This window comes from Lacrimispora amygdalina, from assembly GCF_900205965.1.
GTDB lineage: Bacteria > Bacillota > Clostridia > Lachnospirales > Lachnospiraceae > Lacrimispora > Lacrimispora amygdalina_A.
Genome location: NZ_OAOF01000005.1, coordinates 172,814 through 184,909 on the forward strand (window position 1 = coordinate 172,814; position 12,096 = coordinate 184,909).

The 12,096-nt window shown below is 41.3% G+C and carries 12 protein-coding genes and 3 tRNA genes; 11 read left to right on the plus strand and 4 right to left on the minus strand.

Translation table 11 applies throughout. From position 1 onward, the window contains the following. Window positions 1-159 precede the first annotated feature (159 nt). Window positions 160-381 (plus strand): terminase small subunit, encoded by a 222-nt coding sequence (locus CRO04_RS27425; RefSeq protein ID WP_330400812.1) that lies wholly within the window; start codon window positions 160-162, stop codon window positions 379-381. A 120-nt stretch (window positions 382-501) separates the two neighbouring features. Here CRO04_RS27425 and CRO04_RS09290 read toward each other — a convergent pair. Beyond that, a tRNA-Val gene (locus CRO04_RS09290) sits at window positions 502-574 on the minus strand. A gap of 74 nt (window positions 575-648) precedes the next feature. Then, window positions 649-722, minus strand: a tRNA-Pro gene (locus CRO04_RS09295). Between the two features lie 126 nt (window positions 723-848). Here CRO04_RS09295 and CRO04_RS09300 point away from each other — a divergent pair. The 3 genes from CRO04_RS09300 to CRO04_RS09310 are packed head-to-tail and all read left to right on the plus strand — an operon-like array spanning window position 849 to window position 4,859. Then, window positions 849-1,643 (plus strand): Cof-type HAD-IIB family hydrolase, encoded by a 795-nt coding sequence (locus tag CRO04_RS09300; RefSeq protein WP_097003962.1) that lies wholly within the window; start codon window positions 849-851, stop codon window positions 1,641-1,643. Then, on the plus strand, window positions 1,643-3,079 hold the full coding sequence (gene lpdA / locus CRO04_RS09305; protein ID WP_097003963.1) for a dihydrolipoyl dehydrogenase: 1,437 nt from the start codon (window positions 1,643-1,645) through the stop codon (window positions 3,077-3,079). The genes CRO04_RS09300 and lpdA overlap by 1 nt, the downstream gene beginning before the upstream one ends. Continuing rightward, entirely contained in the window at window positions 3,072-4,859 is a 1,788-nt protein-coding gene (locus CRO04_RS09310) for an aminopeptidase P family protein (protein ID WP_097003964.1), read from the plus strand. Before lpdA ends, CRO04_RS09310 begins: the two co-directional genes overlap by 8 nt. A 21-nt stretch (window positions 4,860-4,880) precedes the next feature. Here the strand turns inward: CRO04_RS09310 and CRO04_RS09315 are convergent, their stop codons facing one another. Next, complete coding sequence (locus CRO04_RS09315) at window positions 4,881-5,219, minus strand: helix-turn-helix transcriptional regulator (RefSeq protein ID WP_097004066.1); 339 nt, start codon at window positions 5,217-5,219, stop codon at window positions 4,881-4,883. Between the two features lie 174 nt (window positions 5,220-5,393). Between CRO04_RS09315 and CRO04_RS09320 the strand changes: the two genes are divergently transcribed. Beyond that, window positions 5,394-6,293 carry a GGDEF domain-containing protein gene (locus tag CRO04_RS09320; protein ID WP_097003965.1) on the plus strand — a complete coding sequence of 300 codons (900 nt, stop codon included), beginning with the start codon at window positions 5,394-5,396 and terminating at the stop codon, window positions 6,291-6,293. A 2-nt stretch (window positions 6,294-6,295) separates the two neighbouring features. Here CRO04_RS09320 and CRO04_RS09325 read toward each other — a convergent pair whose 3' ends face one another. Then, on the minus strand, window positions 6,296-6,874 hold the full coding sequence (locus CRO04_RS09325) for a prolyl-tRNA synthetase associated domain-containing protein (protein WP_097003966.1): 579 nt from the start codon (window positions 6,872-6,874) through the stop codon (window positions 6,296-6,298). A gap of 153 nt (window positions 6,875-7,027) precedes the next feature. Between CRO04_RS09325 and rlmD the strand changes: the two genes are divergently transcribed. The 6 genes from rlmD (at window position 7,028) to CRO04_RS09355 (ending at window position 12,095) form a co-directional block, all read left to right on the plus strand. After that, window positions 7,028-8,503 carry a 23S rRNA (uracil(1939)-C(5))-methyltransferase RlmD gene (gene rlmD / locus CRO04_RS09330; protein ID WP_097003967.1) on the plus strand — a complete coding sequence of 492 codons (1,476 nt, stop codon included), beginning with the start codon at window positions 7,028-7,030 and terminating at the stop codon, window positions 8,501-8,503. 270 nt (window positions 8,504-8,773) lie between these two features. Further along, window positions 8,774-8,846, plus strand: a tRNA-Ala gene (locus CRO04_RS09335). Window positions 8,847-9,016: 170 nt separating this feature from the next. Beyond that, on the plus strand, window positions 9,017-9,199 hold the full coding sequence (locus CRO04_RS26575) for a hypothetical protein (protein ID WP_207654426.1): 183 nt from the start codon (window positions 9,017-9,019) through the stop codon (window positions 9,197-9,199). 249 nt (window positions 9,200-9,448) lie between these two features. Continuing rightward, window positions 9,449-10,438, plus strand: coding sequence for an aldo/keto reductase (locus tag CRO04_RS09345; protein ID WP_097003969.1), 990 nt, complete (start codon window positions 9,449-9,451; stop codon window positions 10,436-10,438). 94 nt (window positions 10,439-10,532) lie between these two features. After that, window positions 10,533-11,432, plus strand: a complete 900-nt coding sequence (locus tag CRO04_RS09350; RefSeq protein WP_097003970.1) for a LysR family transcriptional regulator — start codon at window positions 10,533-10,535, stop codon at window positions 11,430-11,432. Window positions 11,433-11,561: 129 nt separating this feature from the next. After that, window positions 11,562-12,095, plus strand: a complete 534-nt coding sequence (locus CRO04_RS09355; RefSeq protein ID WP_097003971.1) for a flavodoxin family protein — start codon at window positions 11,562-11,564, stop codon at window positions 12,093-12,095. The last annotated feature ends 1 nt before the right edge of the window (window position 12,096 follow it).

Consider the following 12,096-nt stretch of genomic DNA (forward strand, 5'->3'; position numbering starts at 1 on the left):
ATTATTGAATACACAAAAAAATACCCTGCGGTTGCCGGGTGTAAGAGGGGTTAATAGTTGGTTTAAAGAAAAATGGGGAGATAAAGGGGCTCGAATTGCAACTGGAATATTTACAATAGTTTTTCTAGTGTTAGCAATACTAATATGGAGTAATTTTAAGTGAAAAAAGATGGCTTAGGCTGTCTTTTTTCAATCTTTACTAATAAAAATGATTGGAAGGTGAGACTGATGGCATTAACAGCTAAACAGAAAATATTTGCAGATGAGTACCTGATTGATCTTAATGCTACCAGAGCTTACAAGGTGGCTTATCCAAAGGTCAATAAGAGAGAGAAAATAGAAGAAGTTCTGCGTCAGTTGTATCGAGAGAGGAAAATATAACCTCTCTTTTTGGTTTTAGAGATAAATTTTGTGTTGCATTTCGTGTTGCATAGTTAGGAAAAACACCGAAAAACCCAGTAATTACAAGGAATCTCGGTGTTTTCTATATTTTTAAAATAATGGAGACAACAGGACTCGAACCTGCGACCCTCTACACGTCAAGCAGATGCTCTCCCAGCTGAGCTATGTCTCCATAACTTTATCAGTAAACCAAAAGCACCGGTTTCCTATCATTTGGGAAATCCGGCACTGATTCGTAATTGTCAATCGGAGTAACAGGATTTGAACCTGCGACCTCTCGGCCCCCAGCCGAGCGCGCTACCAAGCTACGCCATACTCCGTTTCCTGACACTCAGACATTATAGCAGAAAATTTCCAATTGGTAAAGTATATTTCTTGAAAAAAATTTAAATTTAATATATGATGGAGTAGACAAGACGATAAGGAAGAAAAAAAGGTGAAGATAGATGAAACCAATTGTTAGCTTTGATGTAGACATGACGCTGCTTGATCATAAAGACTGGTCTATTCCGGCAAGTGCGATGGAGACTATCGAAAAACTGAGAGAAAATCACACTATAGTGCTGGCCACCGGAAGAGACATGGATTCCATATTCAGTACTGCAATAAGGGATCAGATACGGCCGGATGCCATTATTCATCTCAATGGTACCAAGGTGACGGTAGGAGAGACCATAATCTATGAGCATACCTTCGATAAAAATCTTTTGAAGCAGATTCTATCCTATGCAAAGCAGACGCCATACAGCGTAGGAACCAGCGTAGGTGAGTATGATTATTATGTGAATCCAGAGGTAGTAAAGGAGCATGACAGGAGGCTGTGGGGGGAATGCAGCAGAAACTTTGCAGATGCCGATATGCTCGCTAAGCTGGATGTGAGAACGATGGCTTTTATTGGAGATGAGGACGGCGCCAGAAAGATGGAGGAGGAGTTCCCGGAAATTCATGTTCATATGTTTGCGGACAAGAGAGGCGCAGATGTTGTTGAGCGAAAGGCATCAAAAGCGGTAGGCCTGGCCAGACTCTGTGAATATTATAAGATTCCTCTTTCCAGGACAGTAGCTTTTGGAGACAGTATGAATGATTACGATATTGTAAAGGCAGCTGGGATCGGGATCGCTATGGGCAATGCAATGGAAGAATTAAAGAGAGCGGCAGACTATGTTACAGATGCCATCGATCAGGATGGAATTAAAAATGCCTGCCTTCATTTTGGAATGATCCGGCAGGAGGAGATTTAATGGCAGACCATTATGACATTATCATTATAGGAGGAGGACCGGGCGGTTATACTGCTGCATTAAAAGCAGCTTCACTGGGATTTAAAACCGCAATTGTAGAAAAGGAGAAGCTGGGAGGCACGTGTGTTAATAAAGGCTGTATTCCCACAAAATCGCTTCTGCACGCAGCAAGTAAATTTAAAGAACTGCAAAATTGTGATGAATTCGGCGTATCCACAGATTTTATTTCCTTTGATTTTAAGAAAATGCAGCAATATAAGAAAAGTTCCGTTAAGTCCTATCGAAAGGGCATTACAGATCTCATTGAAACAGAAAATATTACGGTTCTTTCCGGAACGGGTATCATACGAAGAAATAAAACGGTAGAAGTCCACAGTGTACAGGGAAAGGATTATTATACTGGGGATTACTTAATTATAGCAACAGGTGCAAAGTGTGTAATTCCTCCAATACCGGGTGCAGATTTGCCGGGGGTTCTGACCAGTGAGCGGCTGCTGGCTTCGGACAACTGGAATTATGACCGTCTTGTGGTGATCGGAGGAGGAGTCATAGGTGTGGAGTTTGCTACCATTTTCAGTGCACTCTGTTCCCAGGTGACAATTCTGGAACGGGAAGCCCATCTTCTTGGACCTATGGATTCGGAAGTATCTCAGGCACTGGAAGAGGAGCTGAAACTAAGAGGGATAACAATTCATTGTCAGGTCAATGTGAAGGAAATTAAAGAAGATACAGACCATGGTTTGTCCTGTGTCTTTGAAAAGGCGGGAGAAGAGCATACCATTCAAACCGGGCACATCTTAATTGCAGCAGGGAGACAACCCTTTCTGGAAGGTCTGCTGGGAGAGGACGTAAGTCTGGAACTGGAGAATGGCCATTTAAAGGTAAATTCGGAATTTCAGACCAGTGAACCCGGGATCTATGCCATCGGAGATGCAGCCTCAGATATTCTTCTTGCCCATGTAGCTGCGGCACAGGGTACATATGTAGTGGAGAAGATCGCTGGAGTGGAGCATACCATACGCCTGTCTGTTGTTCCCAACGGAATGTTCGTGAAATTACCGGTTGTTCCCAGCTGCATTTACACAGAACCTGAGATTGCATCAGTGGGGATTACCCGGGAAGCTGCTATAGCAAACAATATGCATGTACGATGCGGTCATTATTCCATGAGTGGCAATGGAAAATCCATCATTACCAGCAGGCAGAACGGATTTATTCATCTGGTATTTGAAGAATTTTCCGGCACTCTTGTGGGAGCCCAGATTGTCTGTCCCAGAGCAACTGATATGATTAGTGAGATGGCGACCGCAATTGCAAATGGATTAACGGCGAAACAGCTTCGGCTGGCCATGCGTGCCCATCCAACGTATAGTGAGGGCATAACGGCAGCAATTGAAAATTATTTTGAAACCAAAGGAGAGCAAGGCAATGATTAAAGAGAGACTGGAACAGTTAAGAAGCCTTATGGCAGAACGCCATATTGATGCCTATATGATACCTACCTCTGATTTTCATGAATCAGAGTATGTAGGGGAATATTTTAAAGCGAGAGAATTTATGACCGGATTTACCGGATCAGCAGGAACTGCAGTGATAACAAAGGATGAAGCTGGCTTATGGACAGACGGCAGATATTTTGTGCAGGCAGGAATGCAGCTTTCAGGTACTGGTATAGAACTGAGAAAAATGGGCAGTCCAGGAGTTCCTGACATCATGGAATATCTGGAAAAAGTGCTGCCGGAGGGTGGAAAACTGGGTTTTGACGGACGGGTTGTCAACTGCCGCCAGGGCCAGGAACTGGAAGAAAAGCTGGCAGACAAGCATGTAACTATAGTATATGAAGAGGATCTGGTGGATCAGATCTGGAGTCAGCGCCCGGCTTTATCCAAAGAGCCTGTCTGGATTCTTGATGAAAAGTATGCCGGTAAATCCGCTTCTGAGAAAATCAGTGATTTAAGAAAAGAAATGAAGAAAGAAAAGGCAACAGTTCATGTTCTCACCACACTGGATGATATTGTATGGCTTTTAAATATCAGAGGCAATGACGTAAGCTGCAATCCGGTTGTCCTTTCCTATGCAATGGTAACAATGGAGCGGTTTTATCTGTTTATTAATGAAGAAGTGTTAAATGATGAGGTGAAAGCTTATTTAAAAGAGCTGTCTGTAACAGTCTGCCCTTATCATGATATCTACGTTTCTGTTGGACAGCTGAGAGATCAGAAAATTCTTATGGAAACAGGAAGAACCAATTATGCCATCGTAAAGGGTATTGATTCTTCCAACCGGATCATTGACCGGATGAATCCCACTGTACTGGCAAAAGCTATGAAGAACCCTGTAGAAGTGGAAAACATGAAAAAAGCTCATGTGAAAGACGGTGCGGCCATGGTGAAATTCATCTACTGGCTGAAGAAGAATGTGGGACATGAAACAATCACTGAGGTAAGCGCCCAGGAGTTATTAGATAAACTTCGTTCTGAGCAGGAGGGAAATTTAGGGATCAGCTTTGATACCATCTCTGCTTATGGAGCCAATGCGGCCATGTGCCATTATAAGGCTACATCAGAGAGCGATGCAGTGATTGAGCCAAAAGGACTTTATCTGGTGGATTCCGGCGGTCAGTATTACGAGGGAACCACAGACGTAACCAGGACTGTAGCAGTAGGTCCGCTGACCAATGAGGAGCGGGAGCATTTTACACTTACAGTCATCAGCATGTTACGCCTGGCAGCTGTAAAGTTTCTTCATGGCTGCAGGGGTCTGACGCTTGACTATGTTGCCAGAGAGCCGTTCTGGAGCCGGGGCATCAATTTTGACCATGGTACGGGACATGGAGTGGGGTATCTGCTCAATGTTCATGAACGTCCCAATGGAATCCGCTGGCGTATGGTTCCGGAGCGTCAGGACAACTGCATTCTGGAAGAAGGTATGATCACTTCCGATGAGCCTGGAGTTTATATAGAGGGCAGCCACGGAGTGAGAACCGAAAACCTGATAGTATGCAAAAAAGCGGAGTCAAATGAGTACGGTCAGTTTATGGAATTTGAATTCCTGACCATGGTGCCGATTGACTTAGAAGCGATTGATCTTTCCCTGATGACAGAACGGGATATAACGCTTCTCAATGATTACCATAAGGCGGTTTACGAAGCGGTGGCACCACATCTTACAGAAGAAGAAGCATTGTGGCTGAAAGAGAATACCAGAGCTATATAGAAAACAGGCAGGACCTTTTAATTAAGGTTCTGCCTGTTTTTGACTGTCTGCCTTCGCGCTGAGCCGCAATAAAATTGGAAATACTGCTTCCAGATCTTCATGGCTTAATTCTTTCAAGATTGCGGCGGCCTCCCAGAAAAGAGTCTGCTCTTTTTTTTCTGTATTAAAAAACTCAATGGGAGTAATTTCAAGATAATCACAGATTTCAAAAAACTGTTTCATGGAAGGCAAAGAACGCCCTGAAGAGATACCCTGAATATAGCTTTTATTCTTTCCCAGATCTAAACTCATCTGATATTCGGATATATTTTTCTTCAGGCGGAGTTCCGTAATTCGGTTCCTGACAAATTGTTCATCCAACATTATCACCTCTTGGTTTATCATAAAGGATATTTTAACCAGACATTACGTATTATATGCGTAATAATGCCCTAAAAACAAGTTGCATATACGGTTGAAAAGCGTTATCATGTATGATATACGAATAGAAAAGATGGGTAATGAAGGATTCCATGAGGTACAGGGGGAAGTATCATGACAGGAAATTCAGAAATGCAATTAGAAAGTGAGAGTAAGGGAATCGAACAGGAGCTTTACCGTTTCAGCCAGACGGAGCAGCTGTACGGGTATATGAGTTTTTTTACTGACACTGTATTGTTCGAGTATTCCTATCCGGAGAAGCGGCTGTATCTTTCCGCTAATGCAAAAGGTAACATTAATCTGCAGGCATTTCAGCTTTTTTTTTCTAAGCACAGAGACAATGCACCAAAAGAGGGTGAGATGCGTTCATTTGAGTTCAGCCTTGGAAAGATGGGAGAGCCATTTCACTGGTGCAGCTGCAAGTTAACTGCTATCTGGGAGGACAAAAAGTCAGCTCCCTTTAAGCTGATCGGAAAGCTGCAGGACATCAGTGGATTAAAAGCAAGAGAAGAACAGCTGCTTTTAAAGTCGATTAAAGACGGCCTGACCGGAGTATATAACAAATCGGCATTTGAATATCGGGTTGATGAGCTTTTAAAAGATGAGATGGAAAGCTGGCTATGTATGATTGACATAGACAATTTCAAAGAAATAAACGATTGCTATGGACATCCCACAGGGGACAGGATCCTGATGAAGGTAGGCGGAATGCTTTGCGACCTTTTTCCGGAACCAGATCTGGTAGGCAGAGTAGGCGGAGATGAGTTTGTGGTATTTACATCTGGCAATAATGTTTATAAGCGGGCGGAAAAGCTTTTAAAAAGGGCAAAGAAAGCAGTACCGGATGGAGAAGGACGCCTTTCTGTCAGTATCGGCATTGTTTCCAGTGCCGGAAAAAAAGAAATAAATTACCAGAAGCTTTTTTCACAGGCGGACCGTGCCATGTATTATGCCAAGCAGGCGGGAAAGAACAGAATAGCCTCCTACCATGATAACATCTGGCAGGTCACTTAGCATTAGTTCATACCAGGCAGATCAACCGGGATGAAGCTATGGTTTATGGCGGGAAGAATCTGGTTAATTAAATCAGCTGTTTTCATTTTCAGACTGCTGGTATTGATGCAGGGGTGGCAGCCAAAGAACTCAGAGAAGAGCACATCTTTGTCAATGAGCAGCTGAACTTTGTTATCTCTATCATTCATAAGCCCGAGAACAGAAACAGAACCGGGAGTGATATCTAAAAATTTAATCATAAACTCCGAATCAGCAAATGAGAGTCTGGAGGAGCCGATTTGTTTTGAAAGAAAAGAAGTGCGGAATTTCTTTTTCCCAGGAAGCAGGAGTAAGAAGAATTCCGTTTTTTTTGCGTTGCATAGAAACAGATTTTTGCAGATATCAATGTTTAGCAGGGAATCAACTTCCCGGCAGGCATCAATGGTGGGGAGCGGAGCATGGTCGAGCCGCTGATAGGGGATTTCAAGCCGGTCTAAGAGATCGTAGGTGCGGATCTCTTTTTCCAATCGGTCAGATAAATCAGCTGGTCGGCCATAATAAAGTGTTCTATCTATATAGAAGTTGTTACTGGCATCTGACAATTGTCTTTCCTCCTTTTTCTCTTTTGAACTATTATAACCGCCGGCGGTGAAAAAGCAATAGTTTTTTAAGAATCAAAGGAATTCGGTGGTTTTATGGGAAAGAATATACTATAATAGCTTTTGATAATAGAAAAGAAAAGGCGGTTTCATGAAATGATAGATAATCGATTGAAAAAGGAAACGTTTCGTATAGAAGGAAAGAAAGCCAGGGGAAAGAGCGGTGAAGGAGAAAAAGCCGGAGGAAAGAAAGCCGGGGGAAGAACAGAAAAGAACGAATTTGCCAATGACAGGAAAGGGCGTATGGGGGAGAAGGAGAACGGGAAAAAGGAGAGTGGGAAAAAGGCGGTCAGGCAGAATGGGAATGAGCAAACAGGCAGGCTGCGGACCGGGAAGATTCGAACCGATAAGAAAAATGATGATGAGAAACCGAATAATAAGATCAGAAAGGAGCGGGGACAGGGCAATACAACCCAATGCCCGGTATACAGAAGGTGTGGAAGCTGCCAGCTTCTCCATCTGCCCTATAAAAAACAGCTGGATCAGAAACAAAAAGATCTGGAGACATTGTTAAAGCCGTTTTGCCGCCTGGAGTCTATGATAGGTATGAGCGATCCTTATCACTATCGAAATAAAGTACATGCCGTTTTTGACCATGACAGAAAGGGAAATCCCATATCGGGTGTTTACGAAGCCAATTCCCATATAGTAGTTCCTGTAGAAAGCTGCCTGATTGAGGATCAGAAATCAGATGAGATCATCGGAACCATCAGAGGAATGTTAAAATCATTTAAAATCCGTACTTATGATGAGGACACAGGATATGGCTTACTGCGCCATGTCTTAATCCGCCGCGGTTTTGTGACAGGCGAGATCATGGTGGTGCTGGTGACCGCCTCTCCCATATTTCCTTCAAAGAATAATTTTCTAAAAGCCTTGAGGGAACACCATCCGGAAATTACGACAGTGATACAAAATGTAAATAACAGGGGAACCAGCATGGTGCTGGGAGATAAGGAACATGTACTTTATGGTAAAGGTTATATCGAAGACGTTCTTTGTGGATGCCGCTTCCGCATATCTTCCAAGTCCTTTTACCAGGTAAATCCGGTACAGACAGAGGTTCTCTATAAGAAAGCGATTGAAGCAGCGGGTCTGACCGGAAAAGAGCGGATCATTGATGCTTATTGTGGTATCGGCACAATTGGAATTGTTGCCAGCAGCCATGTAAAAGAAGTGATTGGTGTGGAATTAAATAAGGATGCGGTTCGTGATGCAATTGAAAATGCTAAAATCAATAAGGTAAAGAACGCAAGCTTCTATTGTAATGATGCCGGAAAGTTTATGGTGAATATGGCGGAGTCCGGAGAGCATGTTGATGTTGTGTTTATGGACCCGCCAAGGAGCGGGAGCACGGAGGAGTTTATTGACTCTGTTTCTAGAATGAGACCGGATAAAGTGGTATATGTGTCTTGCGGGCCGGAGACATTGGCCAGGGATTTGGAGTACTTTAGGAAGAAAGGGTATGAAGCGAAGAAGGCGTGGGGGGTGGATATGTTTCCGTGGACCACACATGTTGAAGCGGTGATAAGGATGACGTATTGTGGTTTGGATAAGAAAAACAGGGGTTAGACCACAAGATATAGTGGTTTTTGACTGAAAAATGAGCAAAAGATGGGGCTAAAAAATGCGATTTTTAGCCCCGTTTTTTTGGCTCTTCCACGGATGACATAGGATAGTTGAAGGCAAAATCGGTCCAAATTGTTTTTATAAATAGGAAAAAGTAAGGGATATAGCTTAGCAGGGAGCGCGAAATGTCGGGTGTGCGACCCCTCGAAAAAGAAAAAGTTTCAAAATTAGAAAAGACGGAGAACCGCATAGATAAAGGGTTTTCTGGCATATGGGGATATAGCTCAGCTGGGGGAGCGCTTGAATGGCATTCAAGAGGTCGTGGGTTCGAGTCCCATTATCTCCACTTAAACTATAAGCCACGGGCAGGGATGCTTGTGGCTTAAATTATAACTTATAGGGACGGGACACTTGGTAAATCAAGGGCAAAAGAGGTACATTTTCAAATGTGAAATGTGCCTTTTTTATTTACTTAACAAATCTAAATTAATGATTATACTTATAAGAGAATACAGTTTGGACAGAGATGAGATTGTAGTAGCAACTAAAGTGGATATGGTAATACGTCCTGGAATATTAAATGGTGGCGGACTTTCACGAAATGATGAGGTTTCTGCTTTAGGTATCAAGCTTTCTGAGGATGAAATTATAGCTCTTGAAAAATCATATGTTCCGCATCCGGTACTTGGATTGTTTTAATAATTAATTGTAAAAAGGCATTTTTCAAAGAAAGTTCTTTGAAAAATGCCTTTTAGATTAGTTAAGCAATAATATAATCTGTAATCTGTAACATGATATGAACTTCTATAAATATGTAAAAAAATCTTGCTACGGAGTTAACTCCAAGTGCTATTCTAAATTAAAAGATATTTGGTTAAGCTTCTGACAGGCTTTTAACTATAGAAATAGGTTTGACAGAGATAATAATATTTAAAGTGAGGTAGAGAAATGAAAAAGCAAATTTTAGGTAGAAAACTTGAAGTATCAGCAGTTAGTCTTGGTTGTATGGGAATGACACATGCCTATGGAGCTCCATCGGGTGTAAAGGAAATGACTCAACTAATCGAACAGGCAGTAGATATCGGATATACCATGTTTGATACTGCTGAGTGCTATACAGGAACGAATCCCGATGGAAGTACAGCGTATAATGAAGAATTAGTTGGAAATGCATTAAAACCACACAGAAATAAGGTGATAATCGCAACTAAATTTGGTGTACGGATAACTGCATCTGGTCTTGAGGCTGACAGCAGACCTTCCACGATAAGACAGTCAATCGAGGGAAGTTTAAAACGCCTTGGTACAGATTATATTGATTTATATTATCAACATCGTGTAGATCCGAATGTACCAGTAGACGAAGTAGCCGGTGTTATGCAGGAACTTATGAATGAAGGGAAGATTATAAATTGGGGCATTTCTCAAGCGGATATTGATATAATCCGACGCGCCCATGCAGTATGTCCTTTGAGTGCTGTTCAGAATCGCTACTCAATGATGTATAGAGATACAGAAGTTTTGTTTTCCGTTTTAGAGGAATTAAATATAGGACTTGTAGCTTTTAGCCCACTTGCAAACGGTTTATTAACAGATGCGTATAAGAAGGGGACAGTATTTAATGAGAGTGGTGATTATAGGAGTTTTATGCCACAGTTTAAACCAGAAGCTTATGATGCGAACAGAGAATTATTAGATATGCTGAATCATATTGCAGTGGAGAAAAATGCAACTCCAGCAGCGGTATCGCTGGCCTGGATGATTTGTAAGAATCCATGGATTGTGCCGATTCCTGGGACAAGAAAGCTGACACGTCTGGAGGAAAACGCTAATGCAGCCAATATTGAACTTACTCAAGATGATGTAAAACAAATGGATGATTTGCTTAATCAAATGAATATGTCTGAGATATTTGGCGGTATGCATGTTAACAGATGATTTCAGCTACTAGAAAAGGAAGAATATTGGATTTAAATCAAAATGATATATTTTTCTATATACCTATAATTGCTAGAAAAAAAGGAGGTTTTCGATGCTACTCAGACAAATAAAATATTTTATAAAAGTTATTGAAATGAACAGCTTTACAGTAGCCGCTGAGGAGTGCTTTATTTCTCAATCTGCTATTTCTCAACAAATCCAGGCACTTGAGGCTGATTTGGGAGTGGAGCTGATTGTTCGCGAGAACAGAAAATTTTCTTTGACTCCTGCAGGTGAATACTTTTATAAACATAGCCTTTTATTGCTAGATGAGGCAGAGAGGCTAAAAAAAGAGACACGTGAGATTGCAGGAAATAGGAATAATCAACTCAGAATTGGATATTGTATGAGTTTTGCTATGCGGGAACTACAGCAGACTTTGGCATTATTTTCTCAGAGACATTCCGAAACTGATATTCAGATTGTGTATGGTAATCATGAAGATTTATATGATTATTTAAGGAATGAAGATGTGGATTTGATAATCAATGATCAAAGGCGGGCATTATCAGATGCTTATATTAATTATCATTTGTGTACAGCATATTCATTTATTGAAATATCAAGCATGAGTCCTTTAAACAAAATGGATTTTCTGACTATTGAGGAACTAAGGAGAATTCCATGTATATTGATTGCCTCCAAAGAACAACAGGAAAATGAACAAGATTATTATCAAAACACCTTGGGATTTAACGGAAATTTTATTTTCGCAGAAAATTTAGAAGCAGGAAGAATTTTAGTTGCGGGAAACAAGGGATTTATGCCGGTGGAAAGCGGTCAGAACTTTATGCAGACGCAAATTCCAATCCGCAGATTACCTCTGATTCAGGATAAAAGTCAGATTCAGAGGAATTATTATGCATTTTGGAAAAAAGGCAGAGATGCAGAAGATGTCAGGGAATTTGCTGACATATTGCGAACACAGCTTGCAAATAATGAGGAAGAATAATTTCAGATAAGCTTAACTTATGGAAGTGATTAGTAACTGGAATTGCTCTCTTGGGGATGAAAAGATATTATGAGATTACAAAAGAAAAGGAGTAATTGTAATGTTTGGTGACTGGAGGAGAAAAATTATATGAAAGTAATTGCGGTATGTGGAAGCCCCAGAACGAATGGAAATTCAGATGTATTGTGTGATCAATTTTTAAAGGGAGCTGGGGAAGCAGGATGTGAGACCCAAAAAATCCAGATTGGAAAAACAAAAATAAGTCCATGTTATGCGTGTTATGTATGCAAGGAAACAGGAAGATGTGTTCAAAATGATGGAATGGATGAAATTCTGGAAAAGATAATTCATTCTGATGTAATTCTATTGGCAACGCCTGTTTATTTTTATTCCATGGATGCACAGATGAAAATTTTTATCGATCGTTCTCTGGCAAGATATCAGGAGATAAAAGATAAGACCTTTTATTTTGCAATTACTGCGGCAGATACAAGGCATGAAGCAATGGAACCAACTATAGCGGGACTAAATGGTTATACAGCCTGTCTTCCAGGCGCAGTTGTTAAAGATATTTTTTATGGCACTGGCACATGGGAAAAAGGAGATATTTTAGGACTACCGGTAATGAAGAAGATTTTTGAGGCAGGAAAGAGTTTGGGGTAGG